12 protein-coding genes are annotated in these 15,445 nt (G+C 76.1%); 6 read left to right on the top strand and 6 right to left on the bottom strand.

Annotated elements, in window-relative coordinates; genetic code table 11:
* Positions 1–7 precede the first annotated feature (7 nt).
* Entirely contained in the window at positions 8–859 is an 852-nt protein-coding gene (locus AB0P35_RS00920) for an EamA family transporter (RefSeq protein ID WP_363504592.1), read from the bottom strand.
* A 118-nt stretch (positions 860–977) separates the two neighbouring features.
* Here AB0P35_RS00920 and AB0P35_RS00915 point away from each other — a divergent pair, with 118 nt between their 5' ends.
* Complete coding sequence (locus tag AB0P35_RS00915; protein ID WP_363504590.1) at positions 978–2,867, top strand: NAD-binding protein; 1,890 nt, start codon at positions 978–980, stop codon at positions 2,865–2,867.
* Positions 2,868–2,981: 114 nt separating this feature from the next.
* Here the strand turns inward: AB0P35_RS00915 and AB0P35_RS00910 are convergent, their stop codons facing one another.
* Positions 2,982–3,191 (bottom strand): EF-hand domain-containing protein, encoded by a 210-nt coding sequence (locus AB0P35_RS00910; RefSeq protein ID WP_095872371.1) that lies wholly within the window; start codon positions 3,189–3,191, stop codon positions 2,982–2,984.
* 130 nt (positions 3,192–3,321) lie between these two features.
* Here AB0P35_RS00910 and AB0P35_RS00905 point away from each other — a divergent pair, with 130 nt between their 5' ends.
* Both AB0P35_RS00905 and AB0P35_RS00900 read left to right on the top strand, forming a co-directional pair.
* Complete coding sequence (locus AB0P35_RS00905; protein WP_363504586.1) at positions 3,322–4,176, top strand: DNA-formamidopyrimidine glycosylase family protein; 855 nt, start codon at positions 3,322–3,324, stop codon at positions 4,174–4,176.
* A gap of 68 nt (positions 4,177–4,244) precedes the next feature.
* Positions 4,245–5,162, top strand: a complete 918-nt coding sequence (locus tag AB0P35_RS00900) for a 1-phosphofructokinase family hexose kinase (protein WP_363504583.1) — start codon at positions 4,245–4,247, stop codon at positions 5,160–5,162.
* A gap of 33 nt (positions 5,163–5,195) precedes the next feature.
* Here the strand turns inward: AB0P35_RS00900 and AB0P35_RS00895 are convergent, their stop codons facing one another.
* Entirely contained in the window at positions 5,196–6,200 is a 1,005-nt protein-coding gene (locus AB0P35_RS00895) for a LuxR C-terminal-related transcriptional regulator (RefSeq protein ID WP_257018964.1), read from the bottom strand.
* A 291-nt stretch (positions 6,201–6,491) separates the two neighbouring features.
* Here AB0P35_RS00895 and AB0P35_RS00890 point away from each other — a divergent pair, with 291 nt between their 5' ends.
* The 3 genes from AB0P35_RS00890 to AB0P35_RS00880 all read left to right on the top strand — a co-directional run bounded on the left by AB0P35_RS00890 (position 6,492) and on the right by AB0P35_RS00880 (position 8,045).
* The gene (locus AB0P35_RS00890; RefSeq protein WP_363504578.1) at positions 6,492–6,815 is read left to right on the top strand and encodes a hypothetical protein; all 324 of its coding nucleotides are present in this window, start codon (positions 6,492–6,494) and stop codon (positions 6,813–6,815) included.
* Positions 6,816–7,070: 255 nt separating this feature from the next.
* Complete coding sequence (locus tag AB0P35_RS00885; protein ID WP_095872374.1) at positions 7,071–7,265, top strand: hypothetical protein; 195 nt, start codon at positions 7,071–7,073, stop codon at positions 7,263–7,265.
* A 111-nt stretch (positions 7,266–7,376) separates the two neighbouring features.
* Positions 7,377–8,045 (top strand): response regulator transcription factor, encoded by a 669-nt coding sequence (locus AB0P35_RS00880; protein ID WP_363504575.1) that lies wholly within the window; start codon positions 7,377–7,379, stop codon positions 8,043–8,045.
* A gap of 274 nt (positions 8,046–8,319) precedes the next feature.
* On the opposite strand, the gene AB0P35_RS00875 is transcribed toward AB0P35_RS00880, so the two are convergent.
* The 3 genes from AB0P35_RS00875 to AB0P35_RS00865 are packed head-to-tail and all read right to left on the bottom strand — an operon-like array spanning position 8,320 to position 15,444.
* Entirely contained in the window at positions 8,320–9,807 is a 1,488-nt protein-coding gene (locus AB0P35_RS00875; RefSeq protein WP_363504572.1) for a SagB family peptide dehydrogenase, read from the bottom strand.
* 59 nt (positions 9,808–9,866) lie between these two features.
* Positions 9,867–12,152 (bottom strand): TOMM precursor leader peptide-binding protein, encoded by a 2,286-nt coding sequence (locus tag AB0P35_RS00870; protein ID WP_363504569.1) that lies wholly within the window; start codon positions 12,150–12,152, stop codon positions 9,867–9,869.
* A gap of 25 nt (positions 12,153–12,177) precedes the next feature.
* Positions 12,178–15,444 carry a DUF4135 domain-containing protein gene (locus AB0P35_RS00865; protein WP_363504566.1) on the bottom strand — a complete coding sequence of 1,089 codons (3,267 nt, stop codon included), beginning with the start codon at positions 15,442–15,444 and terminating at the stop codon, positions 12,178–12,180.
* Between the last annotated feature and the right edge of the window lies 1 nt (position 15,445).

Below are 15,445 nucleotides of genomic sequence, written 5' to 3'. Positions count from 1 at the left end.
GCACGGCTCACACGGGGGCGAGTTGGAGGACGGCGATGCCGGCCACCACGACCGCCCCGGCGGCCATCCGGGCGGCGCCGAGCCGCTCCCGGAAGACCAGGGCGCCGATCAGCGCGGCGATCACGATGCTGGTCTCCCGCAGCGCGGCGATCGTCGCCAGGTCGCCGTGCGCCTGGGCCCACACCACCAGCCCGTACGCGGTGAGCGAGAGCACCCCGCCGGCCAGGCCCCGCGCCCAGCCGGGGCCCGGCTGGCAGAACAGCGCGGGGCCGCGCAGCAGCACCGCGGCGAGCAGCATGCCGGCGCCCTGCAGGACGAACAGCCAGGCGATGTAGCCGAGCACGGTGTCGGAGGTGCGCACGCCCGTCCCGTCGACCACGGTGTAGCCGGCGATCATCGCGCCGGTGCCCAGCGCCGCGCCGACCGCGGGCAGTCCGGCCCGGCCCGGGACGCCGTCGGCCAGCGCCAGCCCGGCCAGCCCGGCCGAGATCACCAGGACGCCGGCCCACTGGCCGGTGCCGAGCGGGCGGCCGAGCACCAGCACCGAGAGGGCGGCGACCAGCCAGGGCGCCGTTCCGCGGGCCAGCGGGTACACCTGGCCGAAGTCGCCCAGCCGGTAGGCCTGCAGGAGCAGCAGCTGGTAGAGCACCTGGAGCACGGCGGAGGCGGCCAGCCAGGGCCAGGCGCGGGCGTCCGGGAGCGGGGCGAGGCAGGCCAGCAGGAGGCCGCCGACGAGGAAGACCGCGTTGATCAGGGCGAAGCCGGCCACCTTGTCGGGGAGGGCGTGGGCCAGGGCGTTCCACACCGCGTGCAGCGCCGCCGCCACCAGTACGACCACCGGCACCACTGTTGCGTCCATGCCCGCTCCCGTCCCCGTCGCAGACGTCCGAGGGTACCAACCCGTGCGAACGTGACGAATCATCAACGCCGCTGCGGGAAGATCGCGTTACGGTCACGGCCCTGCCAGGATGGCGGGCATGTCCACCACCACCGGGCCCGCCCCCGCCCTGCCCTCCCAGCCCGCCCCGGCGGACGGACACGCCGAGACCGCCGGACGGACCGAGACCGCCGCACGGCCCGCCGCGGCCGAACGGGCGGACGAGCACGGACACATGATCGTGTGCGGCCAGGACACCCTCGCCTTCCGGCTGGCCCTCGAACTCACCACGCTCTACGGGCGGCGGGTGACCGTGGTGGTCCGCTCCGTCCGCGAGGGGCACGGCCCGCAGATCGCCGCACTGGCCGAGGAACGGCGCCTGCCCGTCCGGGTGGTGGAGGCCGCCGAGCCGAGCACCGCGGTCCTGGCCGAGGCCGGCATCCGGGAGGCCGCCGCGCTCGCCCTCACCGGCTCCGACGACCAGGCCAACGTGCAGTCCGCGCTGCGGGCCCGCCGGCTCAACCCCGGTGTCCGGCTGGTGCTGCGGGTCTACAACCGGCGGCTCGGCCGGCGGGTCGGCCAGCTGCTCGACCGGGCCGTCGCCGCCCGCACCCCGGACGGCGGACCCGCCCCGGAGGCGTCCACCACGGTGCTCTCCACCTCGGCGACCGCGGCCCCCGCGCTGGTGTCCGCCGCCGTCTCCGGCCACCCCGCGGTGGTGCACGTCGACGGGCGGCTGCTGCGGGCCGCCGAACTGCCCCCGGGCGGGCAGCCGGAGGGCACCGAACTGGCCACCCTGGCGCTGCTCGCCCCGGGCGGCCACGGGCGGCCGCCGGTGCTGCTGCCCGGCCCGGAGGAGGCGTCGCCGCCGGACGGCCGGCGGCTCGTCCTGGAACTGCTCGGGCACCCCGAGGAGCGGCGGCCGCGGCGCCGGCTGCCCGGGCTGTCCGGCCTGCCGGTCGCCGCGCTGTTCTCCCGCCGGCTGCGGATCGCGCTCGGCTCGCTGACCGCGCTGCTCGCCCTGTTCGCCGGCCTCACCTCCGCCCTCACCGGCGAGAACCCGCTGCACACCGCCTACCTCGCGGTGCTGGACGTGATCGCGATCGCCGACCCGGCCACCGCCGACACCCCGGCCCGCAAGGTGCTGCAGATCCTCACCGCACTGAGCGGCCTGCTGCTGATGCCGCTGCTGACCGCCCTCGCCCTGGAGGCGCTCGGCACCTTCCGGGCCGCCTCCGCGCTGCGCCGCCCGCCGCGCGGGATCTCCGGGCACGTGGTGCTGCTCGGCCTCGGCCGGGTCGGCAGCCGGGTGCTGGACCGGCTGCGCGAGCTGGACCTGCCGGTGGTCTGCGTGGAGAGCGACCCGACCGCCCGCGGGGTGGCCCGGGCGCGCGCCTACGGGGTGCCGGTGGTGCTCGGCGACGCCACCCAGGAGGGGGTGCTGGAGGCCGCCCGGGTCGGCCGGGCCCGCGCGATGCTCGCGCTGACCAGCAACGACTCCACCAACCTGGAGGCGGCGCTGTCCGCCCGCGAGTGCAATCCGGCGCTGCGGGTGGTGATGGGCCTGTTCGACGACGACTTCGCCGCGGACGTGTACCGGGCGCTGCGCGACTCCTACCCGGACGCGGACACCCGCAGCCACAGCGTCTCGTTCCTGTCGGCGCCGGCCTTCGCCTCCGCGATGATGGGCCGGCAGGTGCTCGGCGCGATCGCGGTCGGCCGGCAGGTGCTGCTGCTTGCGGCGGTGGACGTCGGCGACCACCCGGAGCTGGCCGGGCGGACGGTCGCCGCGGCGCACCGGCCCGGGGCCTGGCAGGTGCTCGCGCTGGACGTCGCCGAGCCCGCCCGCCGCGCCCGCGACCTCGGGCTGACCTACCGGGCCCGCCCGGAACTGCGCTGGAACCCGCCCGCGGGGCACGTGCTCGACGCGGGCGACCTGGTGGTGGTCGCGGCCACCCGGGAGGGCCTCGGCCGCCTGCTGCGGGCCTGAGCGGCCCCGGGCCGAAGCGCCTGCGGTCGAGGCGTACGGGCACGCGCGGCCGGGCATGCGGCGGGCCCGGCCGCCGGGGGTGGACCCCCAGCGGCCGGGCCCGCCGGTCGGCCGTCAGGCCTGCTGGATCGCCCAGAACTCGGCCCAGTTCAGCAGGCCGTCCTTGCTGGTGTCGGCCTTGGCGATGACCGCCTGGGCCACCGGCACGGAAACGTAGGGGTCGCCCATCTCGGCCATGACCTTGGAGTACTCCTCCGGCGAGATGAAGCCGTCCCCGTTGATGTCGAACCGGGCGAACGTCGCCTTGGCCTTGTCGATGTCCATCTCGGCAGGTGCTCCTTCTGGGTGATGCGATGACGCCCGTACGATACCGGCGCCGGACGACCGGGAGGAGCCCAGCCACCCTGCGGGCGATCCGATGGCCTCCCCGGCCCGGCCCCGCCAGACTGGGGAGGTGCCCGAACTACCGGAAGTGCAGGCGCTGGCCGAGCGGATGACCGAGGCCTGCGCGGACCGCTCGCTGGCCCGCGTCGAGGTGCTCTCGGTGCAGGTGCTGAAGACCTTCGACCCGCCGCCGCAGGCGCTGCACGACCGCACGGTGGCCGGGGTCGGGCGGCACGGCAAGTTCCTCGACCTGACCACCGACGGCGGCCCGCACCTGGTGCTGCACCTGGCCCGGGCGGGCTGGGTGCACCGGCGGGCGTCCTTCCCCGCGAAGCCGCCGGGCCGGCGCGGGCCGCTCGCGCTGCGGCTGGTGCTCGACGACGGCTCCGGCTTCGACGTGACCGAGCAGGGCACCACCAAGCGGCTTGCCGCGTACGTGGTCGCCGACCCGGCCCAGGTGCCCGGCATCGCCAGGCTCGGCCCGGACGCGCTCGCCGTCACCGAGGAGCAGCTCGCCGCGCTGGCCGCCGGCACCCGGCAGCGGCTCAAGACCTTCCTCACCGACCAGACCGTGCTGGCCGGCGTCGGCAACGCCTACTCGGACGAGATCGCGCACCGGGCCCGGCTCTCCCCGTACGCGACGGCCGCCCTGCTGAAGCCCGCACAGCTGGCCGGTCTGCACGCTGCGCTGCGGGCCGTGCTCGGCGAGGCCCTGGAGCACGCCAGGGCGGTGCCCGCGGACGGGCTGAAGGCGGAGAAGAAGGCCGGGCTCGCGGTGCACGGCCGCGAGGGCGAGCGCTGCCCGGTCTGCGGGGACACCGTCCGGTCCGTCAACTTCGCCGACTCCTCGCTGCAGTACTGCCCGACCTGCCAGACCGGCGGGCGGACGCTCGCCGACCGCAGACTCTCCCGCCTGCTCAAGTAATATGCTTGAATCTGCTCGATCCATGCGTTTTCCAAGCAGAATCGAGCAGATCAGGGGGAATGCCGGCCGTGCTGCTGGTCGTCACACCGAACCCGGCCCTGGACGTCACCTACACCGTGCCGGTGCTGCGCCCGCACACCACCCACCGGGTCGGCGCGGTCGCCGCCCGGGCCGGCGGCAAGGGCGTCAACGTGGCCCGGGTGCTCACCGCGCTCGGCCACGAGGCGCTCTCCGTCCTGCCCCTCGGCGGCGCCACCGGTGCCGCCGTCGCGGCCGACCTGGCCGCCGCCGGACTGCCCCACCGCGCGGTACCGATCGCCGGCGACACCCGCCGCACGGTCGCCGTCGCCGACCCGTCCGACGCCACCCTCTTCAACGAACCCGGCCCGGCGATCTCCCCCGCCGAGTGGCGGGCCCTGGCCTGCGCCGTCGAGACGGCCCTGCCCGCCGCCGGCGGAGTCCTGGTGCTCTCCGGCAGCCTCCCGCCCGGCTGCCCCGAGGACGCCTACGCCGAACTCGTCGCACTCGCCCGCGGCCGCGGCGCGGTCACCGTCCTGGACGCCGACGGGCCCGCGCTCACCGCCGCCCTGGCGGCCGGGCCGAGCGTGGTCAAGCCCAACGCCGCCGAACTGCGCGCCGCCACCGGCATCGCCGACGTACCGGCCGCCGCGGCCGAACTCCGCCGCCGCGGCGCGGGCGCGGTGGTCGCCTCGCTCGGCCCCGGCGGCCTCTACGCCCTGACCCCGACCGGCGCATGGCGCTGCGCACCACCCGAGACCGCCACCGGGAACCCCACCGGCGCCGGCGATGCCGCGGTGGCCGCCCTCGCCGCCGGCCTGCTCACCGGCTCCGACTGGCCCGACCTGCTCTCCGAGGCGGTGGCACTCTCCGCCGCCGCCGTCCTCGCCCCCCTGGCCGGCGACTTCGACCGCACCGCCCACCGCCGCTTCCGGAAGGCCGCCGGCGCGGTACCGGTGGGCATCTGACGCGGCGTCGGCGCGGGTGACGCGTCCGATCCGTCAGCGGGTCGAGGCCTCGCCCAGCCAGCCGAGGGCGGCGCACTGGATACCGGCCTGGAAGCGGCTGCGGGCGTCCATCCGGACCATCAGGTCGGCCATCATCCGGCGCACCGTCCGCAGTGAGACCCCGAGCCGCTGGCCGGCCCGCTCGTCGGTGAGCCCTTCGGCGAGCAGCCGCAGCAGTTCGCGCTCCTGGGCGGTGAGTCCGTGCGGATCCCGCTGAACGCTCTCGCCGAGCGGCCGGGCCTGCTCCCAGACCTGCTCGAACAGGGCCCGCAGGGCGGCGATCACCCCGGGGCTGCGCAGCAGCACGGCGCCCTTGCGGGCGTCCTCCGGGTCGATCGGAACGATCGCGGTGGCGTTGTCGACCAGGATCATCCGCAGCGGCAGCGTGGGCACGGTGCGGACGGCGCCGCCGAGGCCGTGCAGCCAGCGGGCGTACTGCACCGTGGCGGGGTCGTTGCGGACGCTGTCCTGGTAGAGGGTGCGCATCCGCACGCCGCGCTCCAGGCTCTCCTGGTCGAGGACGCGACTGGCCTCCATGACCTGCGGCGGCTGCGGGCCGCCCGGGGCGAAGGAGAGCACCTCGGCGGCGGCGTCGGAGGCGAGTTGGACGAGGCGGTCGCGGACCTCGTCGAGACTGCTGATGAGCTCGATGCCGGGCTGGTTGGCCGGCGCGTGGACGCTGGCGTACTCGGCGATCAGACCGGCCATCGCGGCACGGCTCCGTTCGATCTCCTGCTGACGGCGGGCGGCCTCGGCCTCCTGCCGGGCGAGTAACGTCGCCAGGCCGAGTTCCGGGTTGACGGCCCGCCAGCGGTCGCTGGCGCCGGTGGGTCTGGTGAGGGCGAGGTCGGCGAGGCGGTCGAGCGCGGCCCGCACCTCGGACTCCTCGGACTCCAGCCGCTCGGCGATGCCGCGGGTGTCGAGCTCCGGATGCAGGAGCATCGTCCGGTAGACCGCTTCGCCGAACGGATCGAGGCCGATCGGCACTGCCCCGCTCAACAGCACGCCACCAGAAGTGCGAACACCATCACACCCTCCTGCGAGCGGGGTCGACCGGTGGATCCGACAGGGCGCGAGCATATCGCCACCGACTCGAACACAGAACACTCTTGCGGGCAATCCCGGCGGTCCGATGGATGAACGGTGAACGGACGCGGACCCCCGTCGCGCATTCTCCACGGTAGGGGGCCCGCCGCCCGCCGCACCGCCCGGTGGCATGTTGCTGCCAGGCGGAGATCTGACACCGACCGCTGCCGCCAAAGATGTTGTGCATCCGTCAGGCTGGATGACGTGTATGCGATCCGCGTCCACCTGGCGGCGCGGAGCGGCCGGCCGCTCCGCGCACTGGTGGAACCCGCCGTCCGGGCCGGGCTGGAGCGCGGGCTCCGGGGCCCCGCCCGGCTGAGCCACGCGCGCATCCGGCAGACCGCCGACTCGTTGGACGCGGTGGTCTTCGTCGACGCCGGATCCCTGCTGGAGGCCGAGGACCGGCTGCGCGACGCCTGCGGCGAACTCGTCGCCGAGGAAGGCGAACTGAGCGGCTGGGAACTGCGCTTCTGCGAGGCCGACCCGTGGATCGCGCTCGGCCTGCACGCCCTGCCCAGCCACCCCTGACCGCGGCCCGTACCCGCCGCCTGGCGGCCGGCCGAGCTGGCCTCAGGGTGTCACGGCACTCTGGTGCCAGCTCCGGCTGCTGACACGGACCGGCCCGAGCCGCCACTCTCGAGGTGTCGGCGGAACGGCGGACCGCAACCGGGACAGCAGCCCCCCTCGGGGCCCGGCCACGGACCACCCGCCCCGCCCCCTGACACCACAGCGCCCCGGAAGCAGCCCGGGGTCCAGCCGAATGCGAGAGGATCGGGCATCCCCATGACGCAGAAGGTCCGTTTCATCACGATTGTCGCCCTGGGTCTTGGTGTGCTCACCGGTGTGGCCGCCACCACGCAGACCGGCGGCAGCGGGTCCGCCCCCTACCGGGCCGACGGCGGCTCCTCCCCCGCGCCCACGTCCACCCCGCTCCCCCCGCTGCCCACCGGCCACCAGGACACCTGGGGCTGGGGCTGAGCCGAACCGGCCGACACCACCCCCCGGCACCACCCCCCGGCGCCGGCCCCCGCAACCCGGCCGGCCGGACGCACCCGCAGACCGAGACGTCGACGCCCCCGAGGTAGCCGGATGACCACCGTCCTGGAAAGCCCGCTCCACCCGGCGGCCCCCACCGCCCAAGGCGGCACCGCCGCCGTCCGCGTCCTGCTCGCCGACGGACACCACCTGTTCCGCTCCGGGCTCGGCGCACTCCTCGACCGGGAGAGCGACCTCGCCGTGGTCGCCGAGTCCCCCACCGCCGAGGAGGCCGCCGCCGAGGCCGCCCGCACCAGGCCCGCCGTCGCCGTCCTCGACCCGGACCTGCCGGGCCCCGGCGGCCCGGCCACCGCCGCGCTGATCCGCGACCGGGCCCCGGCCACCGCCGTCCTGCTGCTCACCGACCGGGCCCGCACCGCCGACCTCCAGCGGGCGGTCGCCGAGGGGGTGGCCGGCGTCCTGCTCAAGGACGTGCCGCCGGCCGCACTGATCTCCGCCGTCCGGGAACTCGCCCGCGGCGGACGGGTCTACGACCCCCGGCTGGTGGTCGACGCGGTACGCGGCGGCGCCTCGCCCCTCACCCCGCGCGAGGTCACCGTGCTCGGCCACGTCGCGGACGGCTCCACCATCCACGAGGTCGCCGCCGCGCTCTCGCTCTCCCCCGGTACCGTCCGCAACTACGTCTCGGCGGCGATCGCCAAGACCCGCGCCCGCAACCGCTGCGACGCGATCCGGATCGCCCGCGAACGCGGCTGGCTCTGACGCTTCGAACACAGCGCGGGGTAAACCGATGAGGGGCGCGTGGGGGCACCTCCCGGCCGAAGGCTGGGGGAGAACTGCGCAATTCGGATGTGGTGCACCTGTCGAGACGGGCCGACCCCTGTTCGGGTCGACGCGATTCTGGCAGGTGGACCACATCCGAATTGCGCAGTTCCCCGTGCCCCTAAGTGGTTGCCCCAAAGCCTGAATTGCGCAGTTCCGCCCCCGGCCTTCGGCCGGGAGGTGCCCCCAGCGCCCCTGTTTCAACTTGCCCTCATTACCCCCTCGCCTGGGTGACCATGTCGGCGAAGCCGTGGGCGGTGCGGGGGATGCCGGCGGGGCGGCTGCCGATCAGGAATTCGCCGACGGAGGACTCGGCCGTCCAGTCCAGGCCGAGGGCCCGTGCGGCCGCGTCGGTGTCGCCGGAGCCGAGGCCGCAGGGGGCCAGCCCCATCGCCGTCGCCACCAGGTAGAGCGTCTGGTAGACGACGCCGACGTGCTTGAGCGTCAGCGCGTACGCGATCTGGCTGTACTTCCAGGAGAGCCGGCCGAAGCGCGAGGTGACGGTGAGCAGCACCTGCGGGTCGACGCTGCAGCCGGTCGCCCGCCAGGCGGCCGTCATCAGTTCGCGGAACGCCGCCTCGTCGCCCGGCCCGGTGAAGGGCCGGGGCCGCAGCCGGTGCGCGGCCGCGTCGTACCGGTAGACGCCCGGCACCAGCCCCTCGCAGCGCACCACCGAGAGGTAGACCTCGAGTTCGCCGGTGGCACCGCCGGCCGGGTAGGGGCGGTCGACGATGTCGTAGCCGTGCGGGTCGGCCGGGTCGCCCGGGATGACCCGCCGGACCCGGGCCACCCGGTAGAGCAGTTCGCCGAGTTGGTCGAGGGTGACCGGCCGCTCGGCGTAGCTGCGGACGGAGCGGCGGCCCTCCAGGACTTCGGAGAGGGCCGGGTCGCGGGCCAGCACCTCGTCCCAGTCGGGGACGGGCAGGTCGATGCCGGTGCCTTCCTCGCGCGGGCCGGTGCCGGGGATCGCCGGCAGCTGGGCGACGTCGGGGTGGGCGAAGACGCCGCCGCTCGGGTAGTCGTGCCGGCCCGGGCGGCTGCGGGCGTGGAAGAGCAGGTCGTGGAAGTCCCACAGCGGCGGTTCGCCCTGCGCGGTGTCGTCCAGGAAGCCGGCGCCGGCGAGCAGTCCGGCGAGCGACCGTCCGGCCGCGGGGGCGAGGCCGGCCAGCAGTGCCGCCTCCGCCACCGGGCGGGAGGCGGTGACCGCCGCGACGAAGGCGCCTGCGGCCGGCCGGTGCAGGGTGAGCCGGAACGGCGCCGTCGGGGACTCCAGGACGCATGCCCCGGCGTGCTCCTCGGGCAGCCGCCGCAGGTAGGCGAACCGGGAGAGCACCGCGGTGTCCGACGGCCGGGTGAGACCGGGCAGTCCGGCCGAGCGGGCGATCGGCACGGCGGTCGCCAGCGGTACGCCGAGCGGGTCGGCGAGCGTGGTGGTGACCAGGTACGGGAAGCGCCGCAGCAGGTGCAGCAGCCTGCCGCCGACGGGGAGTTCGTCGAGGTCGACCTCGGTGCGGGTGAGTTCGGCGAGCCGGTCGACGGTCTCGGCGCCGAGGGCGTGCACCCGCTGGCGGCCCCAGGGGTGGCTGAGTTCCAGGTCGTCGCCCTGGGCGGTGACGACGACCTCCGGGCGCAGCCGCAGCAGGGTGCGCAGGGGGCCGCCGCCGGCCGCGAGGTCGGGCGGCAGCTGTTCGGTCACGGTCATGCGGAGTACCTCCTCCGGGAGGGGCGGGCCGCCGAGCAGCACGGCGGCCCGGCACGTCGTCAGATGAAGATCGGGACGGGGTTGAGGTCCTCCTCCCGGGTCGGCCGGTCGAGCCAGCCGAGGGCGAGCGGCACGTCGTAGAGGCGGCCGGGGGCGAAGCGGGCCCAGAAGTGCCGCATGCCCGGGACGATCACCTTGGCGACCGGCAGGCCGACGTCGGGTCGGGTCTGGTCCAGCACCAGGAACTCCATGCCGCGGTCCTCGACCAGGCGTTGGGCGAGCGCGAGGTCGTCGGCGAGGTCGGTGCCGGCGAGCTTCGCCCAGCGGCCGGGGCCGGCGGGCGCGGCGGCCTGGGCGGGCAGCAGGTGGGGGTTGCCGGCGATCGTGGCCGTGGTCCACCATGCCTTCTGCTCGGGGTCGGCGCCGGCGTAGCTGACCCGGCCTTCGGCGTCGCCCGCGACCGGGCCGAGGAACTGGTTCATCTCGGTGAGTGCCCGGGTGAGCGCGATGTGCGGGTCGAGGTGGGCGCCGAAGGCGATCAGGATGTCCTCGGCGGGCTTGTCCACGCGCCGGGAGAAGGCGCCGACCACCGGGATGCCGAAGTCCGAGGTGAGGTCGAGGGCCCAGATCTCGCGGCGCAGCCCCCGGTAGACGTCGCGGAGTTCGGCGATGTACGGGTCGCCGAAGGCGTCCAGGTCGACGGCGGGCCGCTGCACCCGGTTGTACCACCAGAGGGCGACGGCGTCGCGTTCGACGAGCTCCAGGAAGCCCTGCAGGGCGGCGTCCTCGAAGGAGGTTCCTGCCGCGCAGCCGTTGGAGTCGCCGGCGGCGAAGAAGCCGTTGCGGTGCCGGTAGCCGTAGTAGAGGGACATGGTGGGCAGCCAGCGGGTGCGCCGCTCGGTGAGCGACCAGGCGGGCGACCATTCGATCCGCTCGTCCTCGCGGAACCGCTCGGGCACGGTGTTGAACATCGAGCGGCGGGCGTTCCAGCGGGCCCGCTCCTCGTACTGGCGGTCGCTGTACAGCAGGGTGCGGGCGGGGTGGATCGCGGCGTCGCCGAGTTCGGTGAAGCTCGCGGTGCGGCGGGCCTCGTCGCCCTGGAAGACGCCGGAGTAGCGCTCCATGGCCTCGCCGAGCGCGCTGGCCCGGGCCTGGACGTCGGTGCGGCCCTTGCCGCAGCTCACCGAGCGCAGGCCGGTGCGGAGTTGGCGCAGGTCGCCGCTCTGCCGGGAGAGGTTCTGCCCGGAGACGTACACCCGCAGGCCGGTGGGGGTGCGGGCGGCGGGCACCAGGGAGGTCACCACGCCCGTCACCGGGGAGAGTTGGGGCCGGTAGCGGTCCAGCATGTCCTCCGGCGAGGCGGAGCGGTGGCCGCCGTCCGCGGTGAACGCCTTGGGTCGGGATGTGAACGCGGCCGGGGCGAGCTGGCGTTCGGCCATCAGGCCTGGGTCGCCGCAGGACGGGCACTGCGGGCGGCGCACCAGCCGGTGGCGTTCGGCCTCCAGCAGCACGGTGTCGAAGGTGAGCACCACCGGCTCCGAAGGGCGCACCCCGGCGAGCCACTTGGCGGCCTCCAGGGCGGCGAGCTGGGCGCCGGTGCCGAGGGTGGGTGCGAGGTGGGCGCCGGCGGTGGAGATCGGGGTGTCCTGGCCGAGCCGGTGCTGCAGGTAGCTGAGCGACTGGCGGTTGGCGGAGAGCCGGTGGGCGAGGCACTCCCAGCAGCCGGTGGCGTCCTCCCCGGAACCGGAGGCCCCGGAACCGGGGGCCCCGGCGCCGGGGACGAAGACCGGGCCGACCCAGACGATCGAGCCGACCGGGCGGGCGAGCAGCCAGGGGCGGCCGCTCTCCCGGGCGGCGCGGTCGCGGTCGGCGAGCCCGGGGTGCAGGTAGTCCTCGGTGAGGGCGACGGTGAACTCGGCGTCCTCGTCGACGGTGACGCCCGCTGCGGCGAGCGCGTCGAGGAAGGGCTGCGGGTCGAGGTCGCCGTACACCTCGACGCGGGCCCGGGAGGTGCGCAGCGCGGCGGACGCGGCGGCGCCGTCCAGTCCGGCCATCTCCAGGTAGGCGGCGCCGGCCGGGTCGTCGACCGGCCCGGCGGGGGCGAGGTAGCCGCGGTCGCGGAGGGTGCCGACGGCGCCGAGCACCTTGTCGGCGGGCACGGTGCCGTCCAGGGCGGCGCCGATCTGCTCGGCGCTGCGGGTGCCGTCCAGCAGCGGGGCGAGGCGCTGGGCGAGGGCGCCGTCGACCACGGAGACGCCGCGTTCGGAGACCAGGTAGACGGCCTCGCCGTCGACGACGTACGGGGTGTAGTGGCGTTTGAAGCCGATCGCGGTGGTGTCGGACATGGCGGTCCCTCGGGGTCTCGGGCGGTCAGCGCAGGGTGGCGAGCGGGGCGGTGGCGGGGTCGAGGAGACGCAGCAGCAGCAGGCCGACGGCGGCGGCGCCGTCGAGGGCGCCGAGGTTGATCCGGTCGTCGGCGGCCCGGTCGGGGTGCCAGCGGCCGGTGGCCTCGTGCCGGGCGATCAGCTCGCCGACGAGCAGTCCGGCGGCTTCCCTGCCGTCGTAGAACGGGCCGGGCAGCAGCGTGTCGGTGCCCTCGGGGACGGTGTGCAGCAGGCCGGCCTCGGCGGCGGTGAGTGCCTCGCCTGCGGTGGCGACCAGGTCGCGGGTGGTGCGGCCGGCGATTCCGGCCGCACCCACCGGCGGGGTGAGGGCGCCGAGTTCGGCCGGGTCGACCGTGCCGGCGCCGAGCGAGACGGCGGTGTCCAGGCAGGCGAGCCGGCCGGCCCGGGTGGCGGTGGCGAACCGGTGTCCGCGGAGGCGTTCGCGGACGGTCTCGGGGGCGGCGAGCAGGGCGGGTGCCTCGGCGAGGGTGCGGGCGAGGGCGGCGGCGACCGAGTCGGAGCCGGCCGGGACGAGGTCGAGGAAACCGTTGTCGGCGCTCTCCTCGGCTTCCTCCGAGCCGAGGCTGGCCAGCGCGGCGGTGGCGAGGGTGCGGATGCCGTCCTCGGTCGGCGTGTGGCCGGGGCCGGTGGCGCGGCGCAGCCGGAGCAGGTTGAGCAGCAGTCCGGCGGTGCCCATCGGGGTGTCGGGCTGCGGGGTGCGGACGGGGCGTCCGGGGCGGGCCGGGGCAGGGGTGGCGACGGCGAGCGCGCCGGGCACCAGGGCCTGGGCGAGGGTGAGGAGTTCGGGTTCACCGAGCAGGACGCCGGCCCGGGCGAGGGCGTGGATCAGCGAGCCGGGGCCGGCGAGTCCGCCGGGGACGGGGGCGCCGGCGGCGAGCCGGCTGTCGGCGGCGAAGGCGAAGCCGCGCGGGGAGTCCGGGTCGATGAGGCCGGCGGCGGTGGTGAGGGTCTGCAGGGCGGCGCGGTGGAAGCGGGGTTCGCCGGTGGCGGCCCAGAGTTCGGCGAGCAGCACGGCGAGGCCGGGGGTGCCGGTGACGAGGTCGAGGCCGAGCACCTCGACCTGGCGAAGACCGGTGCCGGGGTACCAGCTCTGGCCGAGCCAGCCCTGGCCGCGCCGGTCGGCGAGGATCCGGTCGCCGATCCGGACGGCGTGGCCGAGGAGTTCGCCGGAGCCCGGGGTGGTGGTGCGGCGGGCGCGGCCGGCGGGCGGGGCGGGCAGTTCGGTGCCGGCCCGGGCGGCGTCGATGCAGCCGGTGAGGACGGCGAGGTGGGCGTCCAGGTCGAAGGTGTCGAGTTCGGCGACCCGGTGCTGTAGGCGCTGCCAGCCGGTGCCCTGGAAGTGGCCGGGGATCTCCCGGCCGTCGGCGGTGAAGACCGAGGAGGAGGTGGTGAGGGAGCGGAAGAACGGGATGTCGAGCACCCGGTAGGAGTCGAGTTCGGCGAGGACGACCTCCAGCAGGTCGCCGCGGCCGGGGTCGCCGGCGCGGGCGGTGACGGCGCCGTGCAGGGCGCCGGCGATGACCGTCTCGCGGGTGGCGCCGCTGTCGAGGGCGAGCGGGCTGGTCGAGGCGCGGACGATCTTGTACCCGTCCCAGGTGTGCCGCCAGATGTAGCGCACCCAGATGCCCCGGAAGGGTGCCAGCGGGCCGTCCGCGGACGCGAGTTCGCCGCGCAGCGCGTGGAGGGCGGCGTGCATCTCGCGGTAGCCGGCGGTGAGGTCGTCGGTGTACTGCCACGGGTCGGCGGTCCGGCCGTCGTGGACGGGCCGGTACGGGGGCAGCGGCAGCGCGGGCACGCCCGGGGCGACCTCCAGGCTGCCGATCCGGGAGAGGCAGCCGATGTCGAGGGCTCCGGAGTGCTTGGCCGGTGTCCAGGCCTGGAAGGCCATCGCGGTGCGCACCACGGTGGACTCCAGCTCGTCCAGCAGGCCGTGCTGGCCGGGGCTGAGCACCGGCGGCGCCTGGACGCGCGGGTAGAGCAGGCACTCCAGGTCGATCAGCGCCGGGTGCTCGCCGTCGGCGATCAGGTTGTCGGCCCACAGGTCGCGGCCCTCCAGCAGTTGGACGAGCCGGATCGTCATGCCCAGCCGCCGGTAGAAGCGGGCGAAGCCGCCGCGGTCGGCGCAGGGGCGGTGCGGGACGAGCTCCTCCCAGCCGTAGTCGCTCTCGCAGTCGGCGGCCAGCGAGGCGCCGTGGCCGTCGTCGCCGCGGTCGCTGCGCAGCAGCACGGTGCGCACCGGCAGGTCGAGCGGGAGTTCGCGGTTGAGTCGGCGCACCAGGTCGAGGTAGGCGGCGGCGTGCCGCATGTCCTTGGGCTTGTAGACGACGGCCCGGCCGCCCGCGAAGTGCAGCAGGGCGACCGAGCGGCCGCCGGCGTGCCGGTCGCCGGCGTCGCCGCGGACCTGGTCGAGCGGCCCGGGGTCCTCGCCCTGCCAGAGCTGCTCGACCAGCAGGGCGCGGTCGGCGGCGAGCCGGGCGAACAGCTCGGTCTGCACGTACTGCCACTGCCGGCAGACCGTGCCGACCAGGTGGGCGAGGGCGGGCAGCCGCTCCAGCCGGGCCAGCCAGCCCTCCACGGAGGTGTCCAGGCCGCCGGCGGCGTCCCAGTCGGTGGCGCGGGGGCGACCGGTGGCGGCCTGCAGTTCGTGGCAGAGCGAGAGGTTGCAGGCCTCGGTGAGCCGGGCGGTCAGGGTGCCGGCCAGGTCGGCGCGGGCCCGGTCGGTGACGGGGACGCCGAGGATGCCGCCGGGGCCGTCGGGCAGCAGCGCAGCTGCGGCGGCCCCGAAGGCGGCGGTGAGGGCGCCCGGCACGGCTGTCCTGGGGCCGGGCACGGTGGGCAGGGTACGCAGGAAGGCGGCCAGGGCGAGGGCCCAGGGCGGCAGTTCGGCCGGGTCGGCGAGGACGACGGGGCGCAGGCCGTCACCGAGCGGCCGGCCGGTCTCGGCGAGGTGGTCGAGCAGCACGCCGGCGCCGCCGTGGCCGCCGGCCGCCCGCCGCAGCCAGGTGTCGACGGCGGCGGCGCGGGTGCGCCGGTCCTCGTCCGGGTCGGGGGCGAAGTACGCGGTGCCGTCGGAGCGGGCGGCCGCCCGGTCGCCGAAGGAGGCCGCGGCGGTCACCACGGCGCGCAGCCGCTCGTCGCCCCGGGCGGTGCCGGGGAGCAGCCGGGCGGGGCCGGTGTCGTCCTTCCCGGCGGTGTCGGCGGGGCGGAGCCAGGTCTGCAGGTCGAGCGACATC

The sequence above is a fragment of the Kitasatospora sp. NPDC085879 genome (assembly GCF_040686255.1).
Taxonomy (GTDB): Bacteria; Actinomycetota; Actinomycetes; order Streptomycetales; family Streptomycetaceae; genus Kitasatospora.
Note: the sequence above shows the minus strand (reverse complement) of the source record. Positions and strands in the feature narration are given on the sequence as shown.

Coding starts and splice junctions, on each gene's coding strand:
- AB0P35_RS00920 (WP_363504592.1), bottom strand. CDS start 859: ATGGACGCAACAGTGGTGCCGGTGGTCGTACTGGTGGCGGCGGCGCTG.
- AB0P35_RS00915 (WP_363504590.1), top strand. CDS start 978: ATGTCCACCACCACCGGGCCCGCCCCCGCCCTGCCCTCCCAGCCCGCC.
- AB0P35_RS00910 (WP_095872371.1), bottom strand. CDS start 3,191: ATGGACATCGACAAGGCCAAGGCGACGTTCGCCCGGTTCGACATCAAC.
- AB0P35_RS00885 (WP_095872374.1), top strand. CDS start 7,071: ATGACGCAGAAGGTCCGTTTCATCACGATTGTCGCCCTGGGTCTTGGT.
- AB0P35_RS00880 (WP_363504575.1), top strand. CDS start 7,377: ATGACCACCGTCCTGGAAAGCCCGCTCCACCCGGCGGCCCCCACCGCC.
- AB0P35_RS00875 (WP_363504572.1), bottom strand. CDS start 9,807: ATGACCGTGACCGAACAGCTGCCGCCCGACCTCGCGGCCGGCGGCGGC.
- AB0P35_RS00870 (WP_363504569.1), bottom strand. CDS start 12,152: ATGTCCGACACCACCGCGATCGGCTTCAAACGCCACTACACCCCGTAC.
- AB0P35_RS00865 (WP_363504566.1), bottom strand. CDS start 15,444: ATGTCGCTCGACCTGCAGACCTGGCTCCGCCCCGCCGACACCGCCGGG.